This is a genomic window from Nocardia sp. NPDC004340 (assembly GCF_053602575.1).
Window position 1 is genome coordinate 860,546 of record NZ_JBSGDW010000001.1, and the last position, 23,616, is coordinate 884,161.

The window sequence follows — 23,616 nt, forward strand, 5'->3', positions numbered from 1 at the left end:
CTCTCGGCTAGTGCTTGCAGAGAGCCCAGAGTGCCCGGAGGGGAGTGATAGCGCTACTGAATTATCGCTGGATGGTTGCGGGATACGGGTGCTGGGCGGCCGCAGAGCCCGGCCGCCCAGCACCGGAGCGGATGCCGATCGGAGCACGTGCCGGCATCCACGTTCGGGGGATCTACTCGACCGGACGGATGGTGCGCCGGATGATGGCGCGCGCCACGCCCGGCAGGAATCGCCGCATGTAGTAGGCGGGCCGAGCCTCTCCGGGGAACACGTAGAGCGGCGTCTTCGGTGCGGCCAACGCCTTTTCCAGGGTGTCGACGACGAATTCCGGGGTGACGGGGACCGCGTTGCCGAGCACGCTGGCGTTCTCCTCGCGGACCACGTCCAGGAACGGGGTCTCGACGCCGGGCGGGCACAGGACGAGCAGTCGCACGCCGGTGCCGTGCAGTTCGTAGGAGAGGCTCTCGGCGAAGCCGATGACCGCGTGCTTGGACGCGGTGTATCCGGCCATGCCGGGTGAGGGCAGCCAGCCGACGAGCGAGGCGAACAGCACCACGGTCCCCGCGCCCGCGTCCCGCATGGCGGGCACGACCGCCTGCACCAGGTTGACGGTCCCGATGTAGTTGACGTCCATCATCTTCCGGATCAGGGCCACGTCGTGGTCCAGCACCGAGGCGTGCACATGGCCGATGCCGGCCGCGTGCACCAGCCGGTCGATGGTCCCCAGTTCCGAGCGCACCTTGTCCACGACGGCCCGGACCTGCGCGGCGTCGGAGACATCGCATTCGTAGGTGTGGGTATTGGGCGAGCGGGCGGCGGTGACGGCCAGCCCGTCGGCGTTCACGTCGACCGCGGCCACCTGCCAGCCCGCGGCGGCGAGGCGTTGCGCGACGACGCGGCCCTGACCGCTGGCCGCTCCGGTGACCAGTGCGATGCGGCTCATCGGACCTCCTGGGTCTGCAAGACGGTGGCGGCGTCCTCGAAAGTCATACGGAGCGCGCCGATCCGGCTGGAGAACAGTGCCCGCCCGGGCAGCCCGAGGGCGCGCAGTTGATCGGAGACGGGGTGGTCTCCGAGGTGGATGCGCGCGCCGCCCGGCCGTCCCCGGACCTGGCCGGGGTTCATGATCCAGGGTGTGCGACGCAGGATTCCGTTGCGCGAGGTGTAGGCGTCGATGGAGGCCCCGCCCGCGCCGGCGGGCATCGGGACGCCGTCCGCGACTCGCAGCGCGAGCACGAACTGCCCGTCGACGCGGACCTCGCACCGGTGCCCACGTCCGTCGGGCGCGATATCGATGTCGGCCATGAGCTTGGGGAAGCCCCAGATCGACTGTCCCGCTGCGCAGGTGAAGCTCTGGTTCACCGGCAGCCAGTGGATGTAGGCCCCGGTGCTGTCCCGGCGTCCGGGCTGTTTCGCCATGATCGAGAACGCGAATTCGTGGTACGGCCCGAGGTCACCGTCGACGTAGCGCACGAAGGCCAGCGAGAGCACGGCCTTGCCGAGCAGGGTGAGCGGCTCCAGCCCGGTGCCGGTGAGCAGTTCGGCGGCGGCGCGGGCGTCGACGAGGAACAGCGCCGAACTCGCGTCCGCGTGCCGGATTCGCACCGGCATGCTGACCCGCTCCCCGAGCACGGTGTGGGCATCAACCATGTTCGAATTAGAACAGGTTTCACCTAGGCGCGCCGGACGTTTCACGCAGTTCGTCCGCTCACCGGGTCACCTACTTTCATGGTCTGGCGCCCGCTCCGCGACATATGCCTTCGCCCATCGGTAATCGGGCTTCCCACTCGGTGTCCGGGCGACGGTCTCGGCCACCCAGATCCGGCGTGCCAGTTTGTATCCGGCGAGGCGCTCGCGCACATGGGTCTCCAGCGCCGCCAGGTCGATATCGCCGTCCGCCGGGGACACCACGGCCGCCACCAGCTGCCCCCACCGCTCGTGCGGCACCCCCACCACGACCGCGTCGTAGACCGACGGATGCGCCTTGAGCGTGGCCTCCACCTCCTCGGGGAAGACCTTCTCGCCGCCGGTGTTGATGACCATATTGCCGCGCCCGATCAAGGTGACCGACCCGTCGGATTCGACGCGCGCGCGATCGTCGGTGATCACCATCCGCACGCCGTCCACGGTGCGGAACAGCTTGCCGGTCTTGACCGGATCCTTGTAGTACCCGATCGGCACATTGCCGGTCTTGGCCACCCATCCCTCGCCGCCGGGTGCGACCGGCCGCCCGTCATCGTCGACCACCAGCGCGCCTCGGCCGGTGTTCACCCGCGGCGCGCGAGCCGGATCGTCGTCCTTCTGCGCGAATCCGATTCCGCCGAAACCGGTTTCGGACGACCCGATGGACTCGGTGACCAGGGTGCTCGGAAACAGTTCCAGCAGTGCGTTCTTCACCGGCTGGGTCAGCTGCGCCGCCCCGGATCCGATGGAGACGAGCGAGGAGGCGTCGACGGGCGCGGCCCGATACGAGTCCACCAGCGGTCGCGCGATGGCGTCGCCGGTGACGACCAGGACGTGCGGCCGTTCCCGCGCCACCACCCGCCACACCTCGTCGGGATCGAAGCGCGGCTGGAACACCACCGCGTTGCCCGACCACAGCGCGGTGAAGGTGGGCATCATGGCGGCGGCGTGGATCAGCGGCGGCAGCACGAACCAGGTCATGGGGAACTCGTTCTGCGCGGCCACCCGGGACTGTTGGTATTCGTCGGCGACGGGTTCACCGGTGTAGAAGTCGATGCCGCCGCCGAGCACCCGCCACATGTCCTCCTGCCGCCAGATGACGCCCTTGGGCAGGCCGGTGGTGCCGCCGGTGTACATGATGAAGTGGTCGTCGGCGCTGCGCGGCCCGAAATCCCGGATGTCGGAGGCGGATTCGAGCGCGTCCTCGTACGGCAGCGACCGGCTCGGCAGTCCCGCTCCCCCTTGGTCGTCCTCCACGACCAGGGTGTGCCGCAGCTTCGGCAGCTGATCGCGGATCTCCTCGATGAGTGGCGCGTAGCAGCGGTGGTGCACCGCCATCTCGAGGTCGGCGTTGTCGTAGACGTAGCGCAGTTCCTCGGCCCGGTACCGGTAGTTGATATTGACCGGCACCGCGCGAATCTTGTAGCAGCCGAGCAGGGTTTCGAGGCTCTCGATGCTGTTGTGCATGTGGAACCCGACGTGGGTGCCGGGCCTGGCCCCGGCCGCCGCCAGGTGGTGGGCGAGCCGGTTGGCGCGGGCGTCGAGCTGGGCGAAGGTGAGCCGTCGTGTCCCCTCGATCACGGCGGTCCGGTCCGGCACGGCGTCGGCCGAATGTTCGTAGAGGTCGGCGAAGTTGCACGCCATGGCCGTTTCTCCTGGTGTGTTCCGGCTACAGGACGGTGAGCGGCAGCGGTGTGCCCCGGTCGGTGAAGGTGAAGGCCGCCCCGGAGCTGAACCGCGTGATGGCGACCTCGTCGGCTTCCCGGAACGGCAGTTCGGCGCAACCGATCTCGAGGGTGAGCCCGCAGTCGGCGGCCTCGCGAACCCGGGCGTGGAAGCGCGGGTTCACCCCGCGCACCAGGGCGTCGAGCGGCTGGAGATGGTCGGGGTCGAGCAGAGCCGGCCAGGCGCCGTCGTCGACCGCGCCGCAGCCGCGGCCGATGCGCAGTTCGACCAGTTGCTCGCCGCCGGTGGTCTCGGCGGTGACGTCGACGTCGACATAGGCGGCCGGGTTCAGCGCCGGGTGCAGGCGCAGCACCTTGGCCAGCGCCGCCATATCGTCGCCGAGCCCGAGCGCGGTGCGGATGCGTTCGGCGGTGAGGCCCGCGATGCCGGTGAACTGCTTGCGCAGGATGTCCAGCGCCACTTCCGGTTTCGCGCGCGACTCCACCGCGGTCCGGTAGCCGAGGGTGAGCAGGTGGTGCTGCAGGCACACCTCGTCGGCGATCCGGATCAGCGCCGAGCGCGAGAAGTCCTCGAACCGCAGGTCGCTCAGCAGCGGCCCCGCGTAGTCCGCCTGCCCGGGATCTTCCGGGTCGATGGGATCGAGCACGGTGGCGGCGGCCTCGGACCCGGCCACCACCTGCGCGTCCTCGTGCGGAGTCGGCGGTTCGTGCGCGGGATCGATGGTGACGGTCCACGCGCACACCGGTTTCCGGTCCGCGGGTTCGCGGGGCGGCCGGTGCACGGGCCGCACCTGGGCGTACGGATTGGTGGCGAGCGCGGTCGCGTCGAAGGTGGGGTCCTCGATGTCGTGGCACATGGCCACCACGAATTCGGTCCCCATCGGCTCGACGTCGGCGAGCGCGCCGCAGTGGTCGAGATGGAATTCCCCGTGATCGTGGTCGATCACCTTGTAGCGGAAGTCCATGAACTGCGGTGGCGCGCCGATATCCAGCTGGAAGCCCTTGAAGATGGCGTCCACCCCGTCACTCGTGATGCCGAGCGCCCGCCGCATGCGCCGGGTGTAGACCGGGCTGGCCAGCTGCCATTCGTCGATGGCGACCGCGGTCATGCCCTCCCGGCCGAGCGCGCCGAGCACGTGCGCCATGCCGGACCGGTCGATGAGGTGCCCGCACAGCAGTAGTTCCGGAACCAGCAGGGCCAGTTCGGATCTGGTGAGTGATGCGTATCTGCTGGTCACCATAGGGGCGCCGGCCCCTTCCCGACCGGGTACCAGCCGGGCAGCGGTTCGCCCGACATGGACCGTTCCATGCGCTTGCGCATGCCGGACGAGAGCGCGTTGTTCGAGATCATCTCCACGAACAGCGCGGTCACATTGCCGAAGTCGAAGAAGTCGCGCTGCCAGCTCCACTGGTAGTTCCCGGCGTAGCGGAACCAGCTGCCGCCGAGCCCTTCCGGGCTGTAGGGCCGTCCGTCGGCCCGCTGCTGATCGTTGACCTGCTTCCAGAAGCCGATCACGCTGCCGGTGCGCTCGTCGACCACGAATTCCTGGTACGGATATGTCCAGCCCTCGAGCCCGAACATCTCCTGGCCGAGCGCGATATCGCGGATCTCGTCGCGCCCGACGGCCATGAATTCCTGCTGCGGACCGTAGTTCCAGCCGTAGGTGGCGTCGTCGGTGTAGAAGTGCTCGAGGGGTTTCCAGTCCCCGGCCGCCTCACACTGTTTGTTCTCGTCCACCCAGCGGCGGATCATCTCGTCGAGTTCGTCTCGGGACCAGCTCACGGCTGTCTCCTTCATTCGACAGCGCTGTCGTCTACGAGCGACAGGGCCTGGGTCGGGCAGTAGCGGACGGCGGCGCGGGCCGCGTCCAGGTCGGTGCCGGGGTCGGTGCGCAGGATCCGCACCTGTCCCTGTTTGGGCACCTCGAAGAGGTCGGGGGCCTCGTCCTGGCAGACGGCGTGGCCCTGGCAGAGGTCGAGATCGACGACCAGGCGCATGGTCAGGGTCCTTCCGGATTCGGTTCGCGCAGTGGCGCTTCCGGCTGGACCTCCACCAGCACGAGGTGCGCCCCGCGCGGGGTGGATACGACCGCGGACACGGCCGCCGCGAGATCGGCGGGCCGCAGGAACTGCGGGTGCCGGGCGAATCCCCATTTCACCCAGTTCTCCAGCAGCGGACCCACCACTTCCGGGGTGGCCTGCATGCCCATGCCGGTGAGGGTCTGGCCCGGCCGCACGATGGACGAGCGCACGCCGGTGCCCTCCAACTCCATGCGCAACTGGGTGGCGAAGGCCTCGACGCCGGTCTTGGCGGCGTTGTACGCGCCCGCGCCCGGCCGGGCCCGCACCGCGCAGTCGGAGCCGATGACCACGAAGTCGCCGCGCTGCCGCTCGATCATGCCGGGCAGCACCCGGTGCGCGAGGCGTTGCGCGCCGACCAGGTGCACCCGCACCTGGGATTCGAACAGGTCGGGATCCATTTCCCAGCCCTGCCCGAATTCGAGATCGCCCGCGCCGGAGACCAGGATCTCGGTGGGCCCGAGCGCCGCTTCGGCGGCGGTGACGAATTCGTGCACCGAGGCGGTGTCGCAGACGTCGAGCGGTCCGGCGAAGGCTTCCCCGCCCTCGGCGCGGATCTTCTCGGCGAGGGTCTCGCAGATCTCCACCCGGCGCGCACCCAGCGCGACCGGGTGTCCCAGCGCGGCAAGGGCTTCCGCGGTGGCGGCCCCGATTCCGGAGGACGCGCCCGCGACGATGGCGGGGCGGCGGGCGGGATGCGGTGCGAAGCGGGCCATTCAGCGAACCTCCACGGAGACGGGCAAGTGGGCGAAGCCGCGCACATTCACCGAATGCACGCGCTGGATACCGGTGTCGGCGATGCCGTACGAGCGGACGCGAGCGGCGAACTCGCGCAAGACGATCGAGGCCTCCAGTCGCGCCAGGTGCGCGCCGAGGCAGAAGTGCACGCCGCGGCCGAAGCTGATCAGCCCGCCCTTGTCGCCGCGTTCGAGGTCGTAGCGGTCCGGGTCGTGGAAGACGGCGTCGTCGCGATTGGCGGATCCGATGAGCAGCAGCACCTTCGAGCCCGCGGGAATGGTCTGCCCGTAGTACTCGAGGTCCTCGACGGCGGTGCGCGCCAGGATCTGACTGGAGGCGTCGTAGCGCAGGGTCTCCTCGACCCAGTCCTCCACGAGTTCGGGGTGGGCGGCGGCCTTGGCGTACTGCTCGGGATTGCGGCCCGCCCAGTACAGGGCGTTGCCGAGCAGTTTGGTGGTGGTCTCGTTGCCGGCGACCACCATGAGGAACATGAAGCCGAGGATCTCCTCGTCGGTCAGCCGGTCCCCGTCGGCCTCGGCGTCGAGCAGGGCCGAGGTGAGGTCGTCGGCGCGTTTGCGCTTCCGTTCGGCGAGGATCTCGTTGTAGTAGCCCGCGAGTTTCATGGCCGCCTCCATGGCCGCGACCGGCACGTCCAGCACGCCCTCCTCACGATGCACCAGCAGGTCGGCCAGCCGCCGGAGTTCGGCGCGATCGGCCTCGGGCACCCCGAGCAGTTCGGAGATGACGTCCATCGGGACCTGGCCCGCGACCGCGTCGATCCAGTCGAAATCGCGACCGGCCAGCGCCGGTTCGAGGTAGCGCAGGGTGATCTCGCGGATCCGCTCGCCCATCTCGGTCACCCGCCGGGGGGTGAAGCCCTGGTAGACGAGCTTGCGCAGGCGCAGGTGCCGGGGGTCGTCCATGGCCAGGAAGGACATGGTTCGCCAGGCGTGCGGCCCCCAGGCGGCGGGGTCGAGCGAGACCCCGTTGGCGCTGGACAGTCGCACGTTGTCCCGGAAGCCGGCCGCCACGTCCCCGTGTCGCGAGAGCGCCCAGAAGTCCAGGTCGGGGTGGTGGTACACCGGGGCCTCGGTGCGCAACCGCTGGTACACGGGGTAGGGGTCCTCGTGGATGCGGTAGTCGTAGGGGTCGAACAGCAGCGGCTCCAGCGAGGCTGCGGTCATGGTGGGTCCACCTCGTATTCGATAACTCGTTCATCGGCTCTGACGAACGTTTTCCAGCAACGGAGACACGTAGCTGGACATGTGTCTGTACGGTACTAGCGACGGGATCACCTCACAACGGAATCCCGCGAAGAAAATCGGCCGGACCGCAGAAACTGAAACCTGTTCTTGCGCGTTTCCGAGCCGCGAACCTATAGTCCGTACACGTGTCCGGACAGCATGGGAGCTACCTATGAGCCCGAGCGATCTCGTCCCCGACGGCGGTTCGCACCTGCTGATCGGCGGCAAGTTGACGCCCGGCGGCGGCGGTGTGTTCACCACCGCCGACCCGGCCACCGGGGAACCCCTCGGCTACGCCGCCAATGCCGACTCCGCCGATATGGACGCGGCCATCGCCGCGGCCCGCACCGCCTTCGACACCACCGACTGGTCCCGCGATCCGGCCTTCCGTGCGGCCTGCCTCCGGCAGCTGCGCGACGCCCTGCGCGGCCACATCGAGGAACTGCGCGAGATCACCATCGCCGAGGCGGGCGCGCCCCGCATGCTCACCAGCGGCCCGCAGCTGGAGGGACCGGTCGGGGATCTCGGCTACTTCGCCGATCTGGCCGAGAACTACGCGTGGGAAACCGATCTCGGGGTCGCCGCGCCCATGGGGATCAAGAGCTCGCGCCGGCTGCGGCGCGAACCCATCGGCGTGGTCGGGGCCATCACGCCCTGGAATTTCCCGCACCAGATCAACTTCGCGAAGCTGGGTCCGGCGCTGGCGGCCGGGAACACCGTGGTCCTCAAGCCCGCGCCCGACACCCCGTGGTGCGCGGCCGCCGTGGGCCGGATCATCGCCGAGGAGACCGACATTCCGGCCGGGGTGGTCAATATCGTCACCTCCGACGATCACGGCCTCGGCACGCAGCTGGTCACCGACCCGCGGGTGGACATGATCTCGTTCACCGGGTCCACCCAGACCGGCAAGGCCGTGATGACCGCCGCGGCGGCGTCCCTGAAGAAGGTGTTCCTGGAGCTGGGCGGCAAGTCGGCGTTCATCGTGCTCGACGACGCCGACATCACGGCCGCCGCGAGCTATGCCGCGTTCGGCGTGTGCGTGCACGCGGGCCAGGGCTGTGCGATCAGCACCCGCCTGCTGGTGCCGCGCGAACTGCACGATCAGGCCGTCGAAGCCGCGGCGCGCACCATGGCGGGCATCAAGCCCGGCGATCCGGCGAAGCCCGGAACCGTGTGCGGCCCGGTCATTTCCGAACGGCAGCGGGCGCGGATCGAGCGCTATCTCGATATCGCGCGCGCCGAGGGCGGCACCATCGTCACCGGAGGCAAGCGGCCCGACCGTGAGCACGGCTGGTTCGTCGAGCCGACGCTGATCACCGGCCTGCCCAACAGTTCCGCCGTGGCCCAGGAGGAGATCTTCGGGCCCGTTCTCACCGTCATCCCGCACGACGGTGACGCCGATGCCGTCCGCATCGCCAACGACTCCCCCTACGGCCTGTCCGGCACGGTGTGGGGCAGCGACCCCGAGCGGCTGCGCGAGGTGGTGAACGGCGTGCGCACCGGGACGCTCAGCGTCAACGGCGGCATCTGGTATTCGGCCGACGCGCCCTTCGGCGGCTACAAGCAGTCCGGCGTGGGCCGGGAAATGGGCGTCCTCGGATTCGAGGAATACACCGAGACCAAACTCATCGCGACCGGCGTCTGAGGAGTACCGACATGAGCCGATTCACCGACAGATCGATCATCGTCACCGGCGCCGCGCGCGGCATCGGGGCGGCCTACGCGAAGGCGCTGGCCGCCGAGGGCGCGAAAGTCGTCGTCGCCGACCTGAACAGCGAACTGGGCGAGGCGACCGCCAAGGAGATCACCGCCGACGGCGGCGTCGCGGTCTTCGCGCCGGTCGACGTCGCCGATCCGGAATCCGCCAAGGCCCTGGCCGATTTCACCGTCGCCGAGTTCGGCGGCATCAACCACCTGGTCAACAATGCCGCCATCTACGGCGACATGAAGCTGGACCTGCTGGTGTCCGTGCCGTGGGACTACTACAAGAAGTTCATGGCCGTGAACCTCGACGGCGCGCTGAACGTGACGCGCGCGGTCTACAAGCACATCGCCAAGGCGGGCGGCGGTTCCATCGTGAACCAGTCGTCCACCGCCGCCTGGACCTACTCCGGCTTCTACGGGCTGGCCAAGGCCGGGATCAACAGCCTCACCCAGCAGCTGGCGCACGAGCTGGGGCACTCCAGGATCCGGGTGAACGCCATCGCGCCGGGACCCACCGACACCGAGGCCACCCGCAGCATCGTGCCCGAGCAGTTCGTGGATCAGCTGGTGAAGCAGATGGCGCTCAAGCGGCTCGGCACCACCGAGGACATGGTCGGGGCCTGCCTGTACCTGCTGTCCGACGACGCGGGCTGGGTCACCGGTCAGGTGCTGAATGTCGATGGCGGGCAGGTGTTCCGGCCATGAGCGAGGACATCTCGGTCGGGTTCATCGGGCTCGGCAATATGGGTGCGCCGATGGCGCAGCGCCTGGTCGAGTGGCCGGGCGGGCTCGTGGTCTGCGATATGCGGGCCGACGCGGTGCAGCCGTTCACCGATGCGGGGGCGACCGCCGCCGCGACCGCCGCGGAGGTGGCCGAGCGGTGCCGGGTCATCTCGGTGGTCGTCCTCGACGACTCGCAGGTACGCACGGTGGTGACCGGCCCGGACGGTCTGCTCCAGACCGCGAAGCCCGGCACCGTGATCGCGGTGCACTCCACCATCTCCGACCGGACCGCCGTGGAACTCGGCGCCGAATGCGCTTCGCACGGTGTCGAATTCGTGGACGCGCCGATCAGCGGCGGGGCGCCCGCCGCGCAGAAGGGCGCGCTCGCGGTCATGGTGGGCGGCAGTCCCGCCGCCTTCGAGGCGGTGCGCGAGCCGTTCGGGCGGTTCGGATCGCTGGTCATCCACGCCGGTGAGGTCGGCGCGGGAACGCGAATGAAGCTGGCGCGCAACCTGCTCCACTTCGTCGCCTTCACCGCGGCGGCGGAGGCGCAGCAGCTGGCCGAGGCCGCCGGGCTGGACATCACCGCGCTCGGCAAGGTGGTCCGGCATTCCGACTCGCACACGGGCGGGCCGGGCGCGATCATGCTGCGCAAGACGACCGCGCCGGTCGAGGCGGACGACTTCTGGTTCCCCATCCTCGGCCATGTGCGTGATCTCGGTGAGAAGGATCTGTCCTTGGCGCTGGATCTGGCGGGCCGGTTGGATCTCGACCTACCGCTGGCGCGCAAGGCATTGCACAACCTGGGTGACGGGCTCGGTGTGGGGCCCGGATCGATCGCTAAGGAGCAGTCATGACCGACGAGCAGTCCTCGGAGCGGCGGCAGCAGGGTTTGAAGAAGATGTCGGAGGTGTACGGCTTCGATCTGCCGAACTTCGCCGGCGACCCGTTCTTCGAGGTCACCGCGGATCACCTCTTCGCCGACATCTGGAATCGGCCCGGACTATCGCTGCGGGACCGGCGCCTGCTGCTGCTCGGCGCGATCACCGCGCAGGGGCACGCGGACATCCTCGAGATCCAGGTGGGCGCGGCCCTGCGCAACGGTGAGCTCGATGCCGACCAGCTGCGCGAGATCGCGGTGTTCCTGGCCCACTACGTGGGCTGGCCCGGCGCCACCAAGCTCGACGGCGCCGTCCGCAAGACGCTCGCCAAGGACCAGAAGAAATAATCCCTACCCGCAGTGAGGAATTCAGAGAACATGGCGGAAATCGCTAGCGTCCGGCCCATCCTGGCCAGCGAGGTCGAGACCTGGGACCACCAGGCCGACGTCGTGGTCGTCGGCTTCGGCATCGCGGGGGTGTGCGCCTCCCTGGAGGCCGCCCGCTCCGGGGCCGACGTGCTGGTGCTGGAACGCACCGGCGGCTGGGGCGGAGCGGCCGCCATGTCCGGCGGCTTCATCTATCTCGGCGGTGGCACGGCGCTCCAGAGGAAACTGGGCTTCGAGGACACCGCCGAGAACATGGAGGCGTTCCTCACCGCGGCCCTGGGCCCCGGCGTCGACAAGGCCAAGATCCACGACTACTGCCAGGGCAGTGTCGAGCACTTCGATTGGCTTGTCGCGCAGGGTGTCCCGTTCAACGAGGTGTTCTGGGGCGAACCCGGCTACGAGCCACCCGCCGACGAGGGTCTGATGTTCTCCGGCGGCGAGAACGCCGCCCCCTTCAAGGACAAGATCCCGCCCGCCCCGCGCGGTCACCTGGCCTGGACCAAGGACAAGAAGCTGGGTGAGAAGGGCGGCGGCTACATGCTGATGGAGCCGCTCGCCCAGATGGCCGACGAACTCGGCGTGCGGCACGAGTACGACGTGCGCATGCGGCGGCTCATCGTGGACGAGACCGGCCGCGTGGTCGGCGTGGCCGCCACCCGCTACGGCAAGCCGGTGCACGTGCGCGCCGAGCGCGGCGTGGTGCTGGCGACCGGCAGCTTCGCCTACAACCACGAGATGGTGGAACAGTTCGCGCCCAAGATCGCCGGTCGCCCGGCCGCCACGGTCGAGGAGCACGACGGCATCGGCATCCGGGTCGCGCAGGCGCTCGGCGCGGACCTCGCCCACATGGACGCCACCGAGGTGGCCCTGGTGGTGGACCCGCAGCTGGTGGCGCGCGGCATCCTGGTGAACGGGCACGGGCAGCGGTTCATCACCGAGGACACCTACCCCGGGCGCATGGGTCAGGCAGTGCTGCAGGATCAGGACAACAAGGCGTACCTGGTGATCGACGAGCTCGCGCTGGAGGAGGCCATGGAGACCAAGTCGTCCATGTCGTTCCTGCGCATCGCGCCGACCTGGGTCGCCGAGACCGTGGCGGAGCTGGAAGGCGAGATGGGGCTGCCGGAGCACACCCTCCAGTCGACCATCGACCTCTACAACCACCACGCGGCGCAGGGCGACGACCCGTTCCTGAACAAGAAGACCGAGTGGGTCAAGCCCATCCGGACGCCGCTGGGCGCCTACGACCTGCGCGGCTACACCGGCGGTTTCACCCTCGGCGGCCTGCGCACCGATCTGGACTCGCGGGTTCTCCACGTCTCCGGCGAACCGATCCCCGGGCTGTACGCCGCGGGTCGCGTCACCTCCGGCATCTGCGCCGGCGGATACGCCTCCGGTTGTTCCCTCGGCGACGGCAGTTTCTTCGGCCGCCGCGCCGGCGTCTCCGCTGCCAAGCAGCTCTGAAAGGACCTCTCCCCCATGCGTTTCGGCATCGTTCTCTTCACCAGCGACCGCGGCATCACGCCCGCGGCCGCCGCCAAGGCCGCCGAGGACCGCGGCTTCGACTCGTTCTACGTGCCCGAGCACACCCACATCCCGATCCGGCGCGACGCCGCCCACCCGCACACGGGCACCAGCGAACTGCCCGACGACCGCTACACCCGCACCCTCGACCCGTGGGTCGCGCTGGGCACCGCGGCCGCCGTCACCTCGCGCATCGAGTTGTCCACCGCGGTGGCGCTGCCCACCGAGAGCGACCCGATCACCCTCGCGAAGACCATCGCCACCCTGGACCACCTCTCCGGCGGCCGGGTCACCATCGGCGCCGGATTCGGCTGGAACACCGACGAACTCACCGATCACGGCGTCCCCGGCAACAAGCGCCGCACCGTGCTGCGCGAGTACATGGAGGCGATGCGGACGCTCTGGACCGAGGAAGAGGCCTCCTACAGCGGCGATTTCATCTCCTTCGGACCCAGCTGGGCCTGGCCCAAGCCGGTCCAGTCGCACATTCCGCTGCTGATCGGCGCGGGCGGCACCGAGAAGACCTTCAAGTGGATCGCCCGCTCCGGCGACGGCTGGATCACCACGCCGTACGAGTCCGACATCTCCGCTTCCACCGCCCTGCTGCTGAAGCACTGGCAGGAAGCCGGCCGCGAGGGCGCCCCGCGCGTGGTGGCGCTGGCCGGTAAGCCGAACGCCGAACAGCTCGCGGCCTGGGCCGAAGCCGGGGTCACCGACGCCGTCTACGGCCTGCCCGACAAGTCCGAGGACGAGGTCCTCGCCTACCTGGACCGGCTGGCCGCCAAGCTCGCCCCGCTGGGTCTCCAGGCCCCGTCCGCCTGACCGGATCGGCCGTCATGGCCGATTCACCTGCGGATTCGGTACGGCGGCAAGAATCGTACGCTCGAGCCGTGTTCGAACCCTTGCCGCCGATGCCCGGCCTGCCCGACCCGACCGCGGTGTTCATCACGCACGAGGACACCGCGCGGGAGCTGGCCGAGTCGGCACTGGCCTGGGTGCGACGGCATTCCCGGCGACGACGACGCAATGCGTTGCGCTGGGTGATCACGGCGATCGTGCTGTACTCGCTGTGGTCACTCGGCGGCCTGCTGATCGGGCTGGCGATCTGCGCGGCGCTGGTCGGGATGTACCGGCGGCGCTGGAATTCCGATCCCGTCCGGACGGTGGCCCTGTTCTCGGCCATGGCCGCGCCGGGCACGGTGATGGCGAGCCGGTTCGGCCCGGCCGCGTTCGACATCCAGGTGGGCGCGGACACCCACCGCCGGATCCACTACGACAGCATCCGCGACCTCGAGGTGACGCCCGCGGCGGTAGCCTTCGGCGAGGGTCCGCAGTACCACACCTATCCGCGAGAACTGTTCCCCGACAGCGCACTCGAACTCATGACGGCGGACACCCACCCGGTCGAACCGCCGAGTCCGATTCCGCCGCTGGCCGATCCGTCGGCCGTCTATGTCGTGCGCCCCGGCGACACGAGCCGGCTGGTCCGGGTTCCGGCGCACCGATTCCGGGTGCGACGGGCGATCATCTTCGCCCTGCTCTCGTCGATCTACCTGATCACGTTGTATCTGATCCGCGGTTCGGGGCCGGTTCCGCTCGCGACCGCGGGCATCCTGCTGCTGGCCGTCGTGTTCTCCCTGACCTACACCGCGGACCGGAATCGGCGGGAAAGGGAAATGGCGCACCAGTTCCCGCCGGGCACGGGCTTCGCGGCGCGGTTCGGGCCCGACGCGGCCGATATTCACCTGGGCAGCCGCCGAACCCGCATCCGGTACGAATGGATCAACGAGGTGCGCATCGAGGACGGCGTGGTCGAACTGCGGGGCCTGGACGGCGGGGCGTACCCGCGGGAATTGTTACCGGACTTCGCGATCGCCTACATTCGCGCGCTGAATGCCGAAATGGCGGCGAGCCGCTAGTTGCAGGCGGCGACGCGCTGCAGGACGCGCAGGGTTCCGGCGGCGGCGAGGGTGCGGAACTTCCCGGTGGCCTCGGCGCGGCGGTAGAGCTCGTCGGCGGCGCGCAGTGCCAGCAGGCCGCCACCCGCCACCCAGTGGGACCAGTCGTCGTAGGCGCGGTCGGCGGCAACGGAGTCGGAGCCGGTGATCAGTAGCAGGCGCAGCGGGGTGTGCCATTCCCGGACCGCGGTGGCGTACGCGTCGGCGGCGTCGCCGGGCGCCGTGGTGATCTCCAGGATCGCGCCCTTGCTCGCATAGGTGCGGGCGGCCTCGGACAATGCTCGGGCTTCGTCCGGGGGCAGCGTGGCGGCGATTTGCTCGATGAGTGCGGGCAATTCGCGCGGGGTGGCGGAGAGCGCGGCGGGGAGCATTCGAAAGCCTTTCCGGTGCGGTCTCATTCATACCGATCGCGCATACCGCGAGTTGCTCGGCGGGCCGAGTCATAGTAGCATCCGGACACGTGTCTGATCCCCTTTCCGACCGCTCAGCGGTGAGCATGGAGGCCACCCGCCGGCGGCTCACCGAGAAGCAGGCCGACACCGTGGACAAGCTCACCCGGGCGGCCATGGACGTGCTGTCCCGGGAGGGGTTCGCGGGGCTCACCGTGCGCATGGTCGCGGCCCAGGCCGGGGTCGGCACGGCCACCGCGTACACGTATTTCTCCTCGAAGGAACACCTGGTCGCGGAGATGTTCTGGCGGCGGCTCGCCGCCACGGACGCACCCGCCGGGGAGGGCGTCGACTCCACCGCCCGGGTGCTGGCGGTGCTGCGGCAGATCGCCATGCTGATGGCCGACGAACCCACGCTCGCGGGCGCGGTGACGGCCGCGCTGCTGGGTGTCGATCCGGATGTGGCGCATCTGCGGCTGCGGATCGGCGGTGAGATCCGGCGGCGGTTGATCGACGCGCTGGGCTCCGACTCCGATCCCGAACTCATCGAGACGCTCGAAATGATCTACGCCGGCGCACTGGTGCGCGCGGGCATGGGTTACGCGTCCTACGCCGAAATTGCCGAGCGCATGGAGAAATCCGCGCTGCGCATCCTGCGGCCCTGAAATAACCATTCCGATTTCGCGCGGGAATCCGTGGGATCCCTTGCCGTGTAATCCCTTCCGTAGTACCGTCTGGACAGGTGTCTACCCGGGAGGTCACAGATGACCCTGGCCAAACCGCGCGCGGTATCCGGTGGCGAGCACGAGCACGGCCACTTGGAGGAATTCCGCACCGATCCCATCGCCCTCATGGCTCGGGTTCGGCAAGAATGCGGTGATATCGGCTCGTTCCGATTGGCGGATCGCGATGTCATCCTGCTGACCGGCGCGCAGGCCAACGAGTTCTTCTTCCGCGCCGGCGACGATGAACTCGATCAAGCCGCGGCATATCCGTTCATGAAGCCGATCTTCGGCGAGGGCGTGGTCTTCGACGCCCCACCCGAGCGGCGCAAGGAAATGCTGCACAACACGGCCCTGCGCGCCGAGCAGATGCGCGGCCACGCCACCACCATCGCCCGCGAGGTGGAGCGCATGCTGGCCCGCTGGGGCGACGAGGGCGAGATCGACCTGCTCGAGTTCTTCGCCGAACTCACCATCTACACGTCCTCGGCCTGCCTGATCGGAACCAAGTTCCGCGAGGAGCTCGACGACCGCTTCGCGCACCTCTACCACGAGCTCGAGCGCGGCACCGACGCCTACTGCTACGTCGACCCGTACGCCGATATCGAGAGCTTCCGCCGCCGCGACGAGGCCCGCCACCAGCTGGTGAAGCTGGTGCGCCACATCATGGCGGGGCGGATGGCGAATCCGCCGACCGGCAAGGACGATCGGGACATGCTCGACGTGCTGGTGTCGGTGCGCGACGACCGCCCCGCCTCCCCGCGCTTTGGCCAGCCCCGCTTCTCCGCCAGCGAGGTCACCGGCATCTTCATCTCCATGATGTTCGCCGGGCACCACACGACCTCGGGCACGGCCGCCTGGACCATCATCGAACTGCTCCGGCATCCGGAGGTGCTCGGCCAGGTGGTCGCCGAGCTGGACACCCTCTACGCCGACGGCGCGGACGTGAGTTTCCATGCGCTGCGCCAGATTCCGAATCTGGAGGCGGTGCTGAAGGAGGCGCTGCGGCTGCACCCGCCGCTCATCATCCTGATGCGGGTGGCGCGCGAGGAGTTCGAGGTGTGCGGCCACCGCATCGATCCCGGCGACCTGGTGGCGGCGAGTCCCGCTGTCTCCAACCGGATTCCGGAGGCCTTCCCGGACCCGGAGCACTTCGATCCGGGCCGCTACCTGGACCCGAATCAGGAGGATCTGGCCAACCGCTGGAACTGGATCCCGTTCGGCGCGGGCCGGCACCGCTGTGTGGGCGCGGCGTTCGCGCTCATGCAGCTGAAGGCGATCTTCTCGATCCTGTTGCGGGACTGGGAGTTCGAACTGGCGCAGCCGTCCGACAGCTACCGCAACGACCACTCCAAGATGGTGGTCCAGCTGGAACAGCCGTGCGCGGTCCGCTACCGCCGCCGCGCCCGGCCGTCCCAGGACTGATCAGAGCTCTGCCGCGAGGCGGATCAGAGCGCGGCCTCGATCGCGGCGACGATCGCCGCGTCCTTGGGCTCGGTGCGCGGGCGGAAACGGCCCAGCACCGAGCCGTCCCGGCCGATCAGGAACTTCTCGAAGTTCCACTGGATGTCCCCGGCCGCGCCCTCGGCGTCGGCGACCTGGGTCAGCTCCTGGTACAGCGGGATGCGGCCGTCGCCGTTCACGTCGCTCTTCTCCAGCAGCGGGAAGTCCACGCCGTAGGTCGCCGAGCAGAACTCGGCGATCTCCTCGGCGGTGCCCGGCTCCTGGCCCATGAACTGGTTGCACGGCACGCCGATCACGGTGAACCCGCGCGACCCGTAGGTCTGCTGGAGTTCGACCAGGCCCGAGTACTGCGGGGTGAGCCCGCACTTGGAGGCGACGTTGACCAGCAGCACGACCTGGTCGTCGGCCAGCTCGGCCAGCGAGGTGGGCTTGTCGGTCAGGGTGCGCAGCGGAATCTCGCGAAGATTGGTCACAAGGCCGAATTCTAGAACGAGTTCGACGGGGTCACCGGTTCAGGAGTAGCGGACCTGCCAATGCTTGATCCCATTGATCCAGCCCGAACGCAGCCGCTGCGGCGGCTCCACCTCGCGGATTTCCGGCATGGCGTCGGCGATGGCATTGAACATCAGGTCGATCTCCAGCCGCGCCAGATTCGCGCCGACACAGAAATGCGTGCCGGTGCCGCCGAATCCGACGTGCGGATTGGGATCGCGCAGCACATCGAATTCGAAGGGGCGGTCGAAGACCTCCTCGTCGAAGTTGGCCGAGCTGTAGAACAATCCGACGCGCTGGCCTTCGCGGATCTTCTGCCCGCCGAGTTCGGTGTCCTGGGTGGCGGTCCGCTGGAACGCCGTCACCGGCGTCGCCCAGCGCACGATCTCGTCGGGCGCGGTGTGCGGGCGGCGCTCCCGGTAGAGCTCCCACTGATCGGGGTTGTCGACGAAGGCCTTCATCCCGTGCGCGATGGCATTGCGGGTGGTCTCGTTGCCGGCCACCGACAGCAGGATGACGAAGAATCCGAATTCGTCGGAGCCCAGCGCCTCGCCGTCGACATCGGCGGTCACCAGCTGGCTGACGATGTCGCCGACCGGGCAGGCCCGCCGCTGCTCGGCCATGTTGTAGGCGTAGCCCAGCAATTCGGCGTTGGCGGCCATGTTCTGGCCCTCGAACTCCGGATCGTCGTAGTTCATCAGCTGGTTGGACCAGTGGAACAGCTTGTATCGATCGTCCTGCGGCACCCCGAGCAGTTCGGCGATGGCCTGCAGCGGGAGTTCACACGCCACCTGCTCGATGAAATCGCCGCCGCCGGTCGATTTCGCCTCCCGCACAATCTTCTCCGCGCGTTCGGTGAGCGCGGCCCGCAAGCCCTCCACGGCGCGCGGGGTGAAGCCCTTGGACACGATGCGCCGAATCTTGGTGTGTTTCGGCGGATCCATGTTCACCAGCAGCGCTTCGCGGCCGAGTTCGAGCTGTTCGGGCTCGGAGTCGGCGGGCATCCGGATGATCGAGCCCTTGCGGTTCGAGGACCAGAGTTCGGGCCGCCGGGAGATCTCCTTGATGTCCTCGTGGCGGGTGATCACCCAGTACCCGTCGTCGTCCATGGGGGCGGCCTGCGCGGGCGTCTGCGCGTTCCACCAGACGGGCGCGGTGCGCCGCAGCAGAGCGAATTCCTCGACCGGACTACGGTCGGCCCAGAGCGCGGGATCGGTGAAGTCGAAGCCGACGGGCAGTGACGGAACAGACACTGTTCCTCCTCGGGCAAAGTGCCGCTAAGATCACGAAATTGGAACGTGTTTCACAGGAATTCAACCATGCCGACCGGCCCCAGGGCGGCGTTTCCAGCCTCCAACCCGAAGTCGATCTCGAGACTGGACAGCCCATCCCGGGTGTCGGCAGACTAGAACCTGTTCTACAGTGATGCCAGGCACACTCGAAGATGAGGTAACTGATATGACCCCTTCCCCGGGCTCCACGTCCGAAGCCGATTACGTCGTCGTTGGCGCGGGCAGCGCCGGCGCGGTCCTGGCCGGGCGCCTCGCGCAGGCCGGCGCGAGCGTGATCCTGTTGGAGGCCGGGCGCAAGGACAACTCCCAGCTGGTCACCCGCCCCGGCATGATCTCGATGGTTCACACCGTCCCGCAGCTGAAGAAGCTGGTGACCTGGAAGCAGTACTCGGTCCCGCAGAAGCACGCCAACGACCGCAAGATCCCGATGACCCGCGGCAAGGTGCTCGGCGGCTCGTCCTCGGTCAACGGCATGCTCTACGTGCGCGGCAACAAGGCCAACTTCGACTCCTGGGCCGCCGAGGGCAACAAGGGCTGGTCCTACGACGAGATCCTGCCCGCCTACAAGCGCCTGGAGAACTGGGTCGACGGCGCCGACGACTACCGCGCCACCGGCGGCCCCATCGAGGTCACCCGCCCCCGCGAGATCACCCCGATCGCCGAGCAGTTCATGACCGCCGCCTCCGAGTCCCTCGGCACGCCGATCATCAAGGACTACAACGGCGAGTCGCAGGAAGGCATCTCGATCTTCCAGCAGTCCGTCAAGGACGGCATCCGCTACAGCTCCTCGCGCGGCTTCATCACCAACATGCCGAACTCGCACATGACCGTGCTCACGCACGTGCACGCCACCCGCGTGGTCATCGAGAACGGCCGCGCCACCGGCGTCGAGATCGCCGAGAAGAACGGCACCCGCCGGATCGTGAAGGCCGCCAAGGAGGTCATCGTCTCCGGTGGTGTGATCGGCTCCCCGCAGCTGCTCATGCTCTCGGGCATCGGCCCGGCCGCGCAGCTGCGCGAGCACGGCATCGAGGTCGTCGCGGACCTGCCGGTCGGCCAGAACCTGCACGACCACCTGTTCGTGCCCATGACCTTCGTGTCCAAGAAGGCCCTCCACCGCGGCATCCCGACCTACTTCGCGCGCGGCATCCTCAAGGAGATGCGCAACCCGGGCAGCTCCTTCATGGGCCGCACGGTCTTCGAGGCCGCCGGCTTCGTCAAGACCAAGTTCGCCGAGGGCGACCACCCGGACATGCAGATCCACACCCTGCCGTGGAGCTACCCGACGCCCAACCAGGACGCCGACAAGCTGCACCTGGTGGACCGCCGCCCGGCCTTCACCATCATGCCGTCGCTCATCTACCCGAAGAGCCGCGGCGAGATGAAGCTGGCCTCGGCGGACCCGTTCGCCTCGCCGCTCATCGACCCGGGCTACCTGACCGACCCGTGGGACACCGAGTTCCTGGTCGAGGGCATCAAGATGATCAAGGAGATCATGTCGCACGCGAGCATCGCGGGCGACTGGACCGAGAACTTCTTCCCGGGCCAGCAGTGGGCGGACGAGACCGCGCTGCGCCGCGAGCTCCCCAACCGCGTGCACTCGATCTACCACCCGGTCGGCACCTGCCGCATGGGTGTGGACGAGCGCGCGGTCGTCGACCCGACCCTGAAGGTGCACGGCATCGAGGGCCTGCGCGTCGCCGACGCCTCGATCATGCCCAGCATCACCGGCGGCAACACCAACGCGCCGAGCTACATGATCGGCGAGAAGGCCGCCGAGTTCATCAACGGCGGACAGTAATCCCACCGAGCCGCTCCGGAGACTGCTACTTCCCTGGTAGCTCCGGCGCGCGGGTCAGCGGCCACGACCATCGCTGACCTGTGACAGCCCCGGGCCTCCTACCTCTCGGCCCGGGGCTGTTGTCCTTTCTCCCGAGGAGTCAGCGGTGTCCCTGCCCGTCGATCTGTGGCTCAACGCGCCACTGGCCGAATCCGCTTCGCGCGCCGCGCGATTGCGCGAACTCGGGGTGGACGGCGTGTTCACCTTCGAGGGCGCGCACGACGTGTTCGCGCCGCTCACCCTGGCCGCCACCGCCGGAACCGACATCATGACCAATGTGGCCATGGCGTTCCCGCGCAGCCCGATGCACCTCGCGCACACCGCGTGGGATCTGCAGGCGCTCTCGGGCGGGCGGTTCCGGCTCGGGCTCGGCAGCCAGATCCGGCCGCACATCGAGAAGCGGTACGGCAGCGTCTGGTCGGAACCGGTGGAGCGGATGCGCGACACCGTGCTCGCGGTACAAGCGATTCTGCGGGCCTGGCAGACCGGGGAACGCCTCGACTACCGCGGGCGGTTCTGGCAGCACACGCTCATGACGCCACAATTCGATCCGGGACCGAATCCGTCCGGGCCGCCGCCGGTGCTGGTCGGCGCGCTGGGGCCGCGCATGACCGCCATGGCCGCCGAGGTCGCGGACGGGCTGCTGGTCATGCCGTTCAATACCGAGCGCCACTACCGGGAGCGGACCCTCGCGGCGGTGGAAAAAGGCCGCGGCGACTCCACCCGGCCGTTCGAGATCATCGTGGAAGCCATTGTGGCCATGGGTGATACGGACGAGGAGCTGGCCGCGGCGCGCAAGGCGGTGCGAAACCTGCTGGCGTTCTACGGTTCCACGCCCGCTTACCGCCCGGTGCTGGAGGTCGAGGGCTGGGCGGATCTGCAGCCCGAGCTCAATCTGCTGTCCAAGCAGGGGCGCTGGCGGGAGATGGCCGGACTGATCGACGACACCATGGTGGACGCGCTCACCGTCAGCGGCACGCCCGCCGAGTGCGCCGACCGGATCCGGAATCGTTTCGGGGACACCGCCGCTCGCGTCTGCTGCTACTTCCCCGGCTACCAGGTCGGCGACGAGGCCATCGCCGACCTGGTGACCGCACTGCACGCCTGATCGACACCGCGCGCCTGATCAGCCCACGGTGATGGGCTCGGCCAGCTCGTACAGACTCCGGCGGCCGGTCATATCGGTGACCACCAGTCGCGGCAGGTTCGGGCCGAGCCCGTTGTAGACGTGCGAGGCCGCCGGATCGGTGGTGGTCTCGTGCGAGCCGTCGCCGAAGTACCAGTCATAGCGGCGAATGGCGCCGCCCGCCCGCTCGGCGTCGAAACTGACCGCATTGCCGGACCGGGCGGTCACCTTCGACGCCGTGAACCCGATGCCGAACGGCTCACCGCCACCGAACCATTCGCTGATCCGGGGATTCATCAGGAAGACGTCGGCGTGCTTGCGCGCGACCTCGAGGTCGGGCGGTGACACGGCCGGAATGGCCCGGCACTGCGGCAGGTCGTTGGCCTGCGGGCAGACCAGCAGCCGCAGCGACGCCGCCTCGTCGCCGAGCGGGTTCAGGGCCGGCGTGCGCTCGGCCGGCTGTGCGATGTCCCGGGGCGTCGTCTGCGCGGGGTCCGGCACGACCTGCGCCGGATCCCGAACGCCCACGGCGTCCTCGGTGAACAGCCCGTCGGCGGCCGTGGCGTACTCCTCGTCCGCGGCGGCATTGGCGTCGGCGACGGCCTGCCGGAACAACTCCGAGGACACCCGCACGAACTCCGACCAACGCTGGGTCAGCGACTCCGGCACCCGATCCCCGTCGTAGCCGTGGAAGTAGTTGCCCACCAGCACCTTCGGCGTTCCGGGCAGTTGGTGCGCGGCCTGCACCGCCTCCCGCATACCGCGACCGCCGTAGCCGAGGGTGGCCCCGCTGTAATAGGGCACGGCGGCGGCCGGGTTCACCGCGTCCGCGCCCACCCCGCCGCATTCGCGGTGCACGGCGGACGCCAGATCCTGGGTGCCGGGCGTGACGCCCACCGGAATGCCGAAGATCGGGTCCAGATCGTTGAGGCAGCCGTCGATCAGCACCAGATCGACCGGGTAGCCGTTCGCGGCGGCGTCGCCGGTGGCCTTGGCGAGCTGGCAGAACACGTCGAGGGTGGCGTCCCCGCCGGGGCATTTGCCGGTCGGGTGTTCACCGGGTGCGTCCAGGGCGGCGCCGGAGGCGGTGTAGTCGTGCAGGGTGGCGCCGCGGCCGGTCCTGGATCCCAGGGCATCGGCCACCACATTGGCGAAGCTGTGCTTGCGCGGGGCGCTCACGCCACCGAGCACCGACTGGCCCCACAGCACCGAGTCGCCGACCGAGACCACGTGCAGCGGACGGCAATCCCGGTTCACCCGGAAGTTCCACGGCTTGCCGTAGCCGGTGACGTCACCGCCCGGGATCCGGGCGCGGGCGTCCACGCGGAGCAGGCCGTCGGTGGGGAGCTCGTCGTGGCGGAGGTCGAACCCGACCGTCATCACGTCGTTCTGCACCACGGTGATGCCGCTGCGAATCGGCTGTCCGCCACCGAGAATCCGCCACTCCACCTCCGCGTGCGAGTCGACGCCCGGCGGGAAGTAGACGGCGGCGGTGCCGTGCAGCGGTCCGGCGCACGGCCCGTCGGGGGGTGCGCTGACGTCGATGACGAGGGGAAGGTCGCTCGCGGGTTCGGCGGCGGCGGGTAGCGGCCGACCGGCCTGCGCCACGATTCCGGCCACCGCGATCGCACCCGCCAGGGCCGGCAGCAGGGCCGCGCGACACCGGCGAGATCGCCACACTTTCAT

At 69.1% G+C, this 23,616-nt stretch carries 23 protein-coding genes; 11 read left to right on the forward strand and 12 right to left on the reverse strand.

Features of this window, described 5'->3' with window-relative positions:
• Nucleotides 1-172 precede the first annotated feature (172 nt).
• From ACWEOI_RS03770 to ACWEOI_RS03805, 8 genes are all read right to left on the reverse strand, one after another.
• Entirely contained in the window at nt 173-943 is a 771-nt protein-coding gene (locus tag ACWEOI_RS03770) for an SDR family NAD(P)-dependent oxidoreductase (protein ID WP_452358859.1), read from the reverse strand.
• The gene (locus ACWEOI_RS03775) at nt 940-1,650 is read right to left on the reverse strand and encodes an acetoacetate decarboxylase family protein (protein ID WP_452358860.1); all 711 of its coding nucleotides are present in this window, start codon (nt 1,648-1,650) and stop codon (nt 940-942) included. The genes ACWEOI_RS03770 and ACWEOI_RS03775 overlap by 4 nt, the downstream gene beginning before the upstream one ends.
• Nucleotides 1,651-1,716: 66 nt before the next feature.
• Entirely contained in the window at nt 1,717-3,327 is a 1,611-nt protein-coding gene (locus ACWEOI_RS03780; protein WP_452358861.1) for an acyl-CoA synthetase, read from the reverse strand.
• A gap of 25 nt (nt 3,328-3,352) precedes the next feature.
• Nucleotides 3,353-4,609, reverse strand: coding sequence for a hypothetical protein (locus ACWEOI_RS03785; RefSeq protein WP_452358862.1), 1,257 nt, complete (start codon nt 4,607-4,609; stop codon nt 3,353-3,355).
• Complete coding sequence (locus ACWEOI_RS03790) at nt 4,603-5,166, reverse strand: nuclear transport factor 2 family protein (RefSeq protein ID WP_433669997.1); 564 nt, start codon at nt 5,164-5,166, stop codon at nt 4,603-4,605. The genes ACWEOI_RS03785 and ACWEOI_RS03790 overlap by 7 nt, the downstream gene beginning before the upstream one ends.
• Nucleotides 5,163-5,366 (reverse strand): ferredoxin, encoded by a 204-nt coding sequence (locus ACWEOI_RS03795; RefSeq protein WP_433669995.1) that lies wholly within the window; start codon nt 5,364-5,366, stop codon nt 5,163-5,165. The genes ACWEOI_RS03790 and ACWEOI_RS03795 overlap by 4 nt, the downstream gene beginning before the upstream one ends.
• 2 nt (nt 5,367-5,368) lie before the next feature.
• Entirely contained in the window at nt 5,369-6,163 is a 795-nt protein-coding gene (locus ACWEOI_RS03800; RefSeq protein ID WP_433669994.1) for an SDR family oxidoreductase, read from the reverse strand.
• On the reverse strand, nt 6,164-7,369 hold the full coding sequence (locus ACWEOI_RS03805; RefSeq protein ID WP_452358863.1) for a cytochrome P450: 1,206 nt from the start codon (nt 7,367-7,369) through the stop codon (nt 6,164-6,166). It lies immediately after the preceding gene.
• Nucleotides 7,370-7,601: 232 nt separating this feature from the next.
• Here ACWEOI_RS03805 and ACWEOI_RS03810 point away from each other — a divergent pair, with 232 nt between their 5' ends.
• From ACWEOI_RS03810 to ACWEOI_RS03840, 7 genes are all read left to right on the forward strand, one after another.
• Complete coding sequence (locus tag ACWEOI_RS03810; protein WP_452358864.1) at nt 7,602-9,074, forward strand: aldehyde dehydrogenase; 1,473 nt, start codon at nt 7,602-7,604, stop codon at nt 9,072-9,074.
• Nucleotides 9,075-9,085: 11 nt separating this feature from the next.
• Nucleotides 9,086-9,838 (forward strand): SDR family oxidoreductase, encoded by a 753-nt coding sequence (locus ACWEOI_RS03815; protein WP_357275517.1) that lies wholly within the window; start codon nt 9,086-9,088, stop codon nt 9,836-9,838.
• A complete protein-coding gene (locus ACWEOI_RS03820) occupies nt 9,835-10,713 on the forward strand; it encodes an NAD(P)-dependent oxidoreductase (RefSeq protein ID WP_452358865.1) in 879 nt (292 codons plus the stop codon). The genes ACWEOI_RS03815 and ACWEOI_RS03820 overlap by 4 nt, the downstream gene beginning before the upstream one ends.
• Complete coding sequence (locus ACWEOI_RS03825; protein ID WP_452358866.1) at nt 10,710-11,084, forward strand: carboxymuconolactone decarboxylase family protein; 375 nt, start codon at nt 10,710-10,712, stop codon at nt 11,082-11,084. Before ACWEOI_RS03820 ends, ACWEOI_RS03825 begins: the two co-directional genes overlap by 4 nt.
• Before the next feature lie 30 nt (nt 11,085-11,114).
• Nucleotides 11,115-12,587, forward strand: a complete 1,473-nt coding sequence (locus tag ACWEOI_RS03830; protein ID WP_433669984.1) for an FAD-dependent oxidoreductase — start codon at nt 11,115-11,117, stop codon at nt 12,585-12,587.
• 15 nt (nt 12,588-12,602) lie between these two features.
• Nucleotides 12,603-13,469: a TIGR03619 family F420-dependent LLM class oxidoreductase gene (locus ACWEOI_RS03835; RefSeq protein ID WP_433669983.1), complete on the forward strand. Its 867-nt coding sequence runs from the start codon at nt 12,603-12,605 to the stop codon at nt 13,467-13,469.
• A gap of 68 nt (nt 13,470-13,537) precedes the next feature.
• Nucleotides 13,538-14,566, forward strand: a complete 1,029-nt coding sequence (locus tag ACWEOI_RS03840) for a hypothetical protein (protein WP_452358867.1) — start codon at nt 13,538-13,540, stop codon at nt 14,564-14,566.
• Here ACWEOI_RS03840 and ACWEOI_RS03845 read toward each other — a convergent pair.
• Nucleotides 14,563-14,976, reverse strand: a complete 414-nt coding sequence (locus ACWEOI_RS03845; protein ID WP_452358868.1) for a hypothetical protein — start codon at nt 14,974-14,976, stop codon at nt 14,563-14,565. The genes ACWEOI_RS03840 and ACWEOI_RS03845 overlap by 4 nt on opposite strands.
• 119 nt (nt 14,977-15,095) lie before the next feature.
• Here ACWEOI_RS03845 and ACWEOI_RS03850 point away from each other — a divergent pair, with 119 nt between their 5' ends.
• Both ACWEOI_RS03850 and ACWEOI_RS03855 read left to right on the forward strand, forming a co-directional pair.
• Nucleotides 15,096-15,659, forward strand: coding sequence for a TetR family transcriptional regulator (locus ACWEOI_RS03850; RefSeq protein ID WP_433673210.1), 564 nt, complete (start codon nt 15,096-15,098; stop codon nt 15,657-15,659).
• Nucleotides 15,660-15,758: 99 nt separating this feature from the next.
• Nucleotides 15,759-17,141, forward strand: a complete 1,383-nt coding sequence (locus tag ACWEOI_RS03855) for a cytochrome P450 (RefSeq protein ID WP_452358869.1) — start codon at nt 15,759-15,761, stop codon at nt 17,139-17,141.
• A gap of 23 nt (nt 17,142-17,164) precedes the next feature.
• On the opposite strand, the gene ACWEOI_RS03860 is transcribed toward ACWEOI_RS03855, so the two are convergent.
• The gene (locus tag ACWEOI_RS03860; protein WP_433673209.1) at nt 17,165-17,629 is read right to left on the reverse strand and encodes a glutathione peroxidase; all 465 of its coding nucleotides are present in this window, start codon (nt 17,627-17,629) and stop codon (nt 17,165-17,167) included.
• A 63-nt stretch (nt 17,630-17,692) separates the two neighbouring features.
• Nucleotides 17,693-18,925 (reverse strand): cytochrome P450, encoded by a 1,233-nt coding sequence (locus tag ACWEOI_RS03865; protein WP_433669975.1) that lies wholly within the window; start codon nt 18,923-18,925, stop codon nt 17,693-17,695.
• Between the two features lie 205 nt (nt 18,926-19,130).
• Between ACWEOI_RS03865 and ACWEOI_RS03870 the strand changes: the two genes are divergently transcribed.
• Together ACWEOI_RS03870 and ACWEOI_RS03875 are read left to right on the forward strand one after the other, a co-directional pair.
• Nucleotides 19,131-20,765: a GMC family oxidoreductase N-terminal domain-containing protein gene (locus ACWEOI_RS03870; RefSeq protein ID WP_433669973.1), complete on the forward strand. Its 1,635-nt coding sequence runs from the start codon at nt 19,131-19,133 to the stop codon at nt 20,763-20,765.
• A gap of 151 nt (nt 20,766-20,916) precedes the next feature.
• Nucleotides 20,917-21,912, forward strand: coding sequence for a TIGR03617 family F420-dependent LLM class oxidoreductase (locus ACWEOI_RS03875; protein WP_452359190.1), 996 nt, complete (start codon nt 20,917-20,919; stop codon nt 21,910-21,912).
• 18 nt (nt 21,913-21,930) lie between these two features.
• On the opposite strand, the gene ACWEOI_RS03880 is transcribed toward ACWEOI_RS03875, so the two are convergent.
• Nucleotides 21,931-23,616, reverse strand: a complete 1,686-nt coding sequence (locus tag ACWEOI_RS03880) for a PKD domain-containing protein (protein ID WP_452358870.1) — start codon at nt 23,614-23,616, stop codon at nt 21,931-21,933.

What these genes read in the sequence shown, in the direction of transcription:
- ACWEOI_RS03800 (WP_433669994.1), bottom strand. Translation starts at nt 6,163, where the DNA reads ATGGCCCGCTTCGCACCGCATCCCGCCCGCCGCCCCGCCATCGTCGCG.
- ACWEOI_RS03795 (WP_433669995.1), bottom strand. Translation starts at nt 5,366, where the DNA reads ATGCGCCTGGTCGTCGATCTCGACCTCTGCCAGGGCCACGCCGTCTGC.
- ACWEOI_RS03820 (WP_452358865.1), top strand. Translation starts at nt 9,835, where the DNA reads ATGAGCGAGGACATCTCGGTCGGGTTCATCGGGCTCGGCAATATGGGT.
- ACWEOI_RS03855 (WP_452358869.1), top strand. Translation starts at nt 15,759, where the DNA reads ATGACCCTGGCCAAACCGCGCGCGGTATCCGGTGGCGAGCACGAGCAC.
- ACWEOI_RS03870 (WP_433669973.1), top strand. Translation starts at nt 19,131, where the DNA reads ATGACCCCTTCCCCGGGCTCCACGTCCGAAGCCGATTACGTCGTCGTT.
- ACWEOI_RS03830 (WP_433669984.1), top strand. Translation starts at nt 11,115, where the DNA reads ATGGCGGAAATCGCTAGCGTCCGGCCCATCCTGGCCAGCGAGGTCGAG.
- ACWEOI_RS03880 (WP_452358870.1), bottom strand. Translation starts at nt 23,616, where the DNA reads ATGAAAGTGTGGCGATCTCGCCGGTGTCGCGCGGCCCTGCTGCCGGCC.
- ACWEOI_RS03775 (WP_452358860.1), bottom strand. Translation starts at nt 1,650, where the DNA reads ATGGTTGATGCCCACACCGTGCTCGGGGAGCGGGTCAGCATGCCGGTG.
- ACWEOI_RS03810 (WP_452358864.1), top strand. Translation starts at nt 7,602, where the DNA reads ATGAGCCCGAGCGATCTCGTCCCCGACGGCGGTTCGCACCTGCTGATC.
- ACWEOI_RS03835 (WP_433669983.1), top strand. Translation starts at nt 12,603, where the DNA reads ATGCGTTTCGGCATCGTTCTCTTCACCAGCGACCGCGGCATCACGCCC.
- ACWEOI_RS03845 (WP_452358868.1), bottom strand. Translation starts at nt 14,976, where the DNA reads ATGCTCCCCGCCGCGCTCTCCGCCACCCCGCGCGAATTGCCCGCACTC.
- ACWEOI_RS03780 (WP_452358861.1), bottom strand. Translation starts at nt 3,327, where the DNA reads ATGGCGTGCAACTTCGCCGACCTCTACGAACATTCGGCCGACGCCGTG.
- ACWEOI_RS03815 (WP_357275517.1), top strand. Translation starts at nt 9,086, where the DNA reads ATGAGCCGATTCACCGACAGATCGATCATCGTCACCGGCGCCGCGCGC.
- ACWEOI_RS03770 (WP_452358859.1), bottom strand. Translation starts at nt 943, where the DNA reads ATGAGCCGCATCGCACTGGTCACCGGAGCGGCCAGCGGTCAGGGCCGC.
- ACWEOI_RS03805 (WP_452358863.1), bottom strand. Translation starts at nt 7,369, where the DNA reads ATGACCGCAGCCTCGCTGGAGCCGCTGCTGTTCGACCCCTACGACTAC.
- ACWEOI_RS03825 (WP_452358866.1), top strand. Translation starts at nt 10,710, where the DNA reads ATGACCGACGAGCAGTCCTCGGAGCGGCGGCAGCAGGGTTTGAAGAAG.
- ACWEOI_RS03785 (WP_452358862.1), bottom strand. Translation starts at nt 4,609, where the DNA reads ATGGTGACCAGCAGATACGCATCACTCACCAGATCCGAACTGGCCCTG.
- ACWEOI_RS03790 (WP_433669997.1), bottom strand. Translation starts at nt 5,166, where the DNA reads ATGAAGGAGACAGCCGTGAGCTGGTCCCGAGACGAACTCGACGAGATG.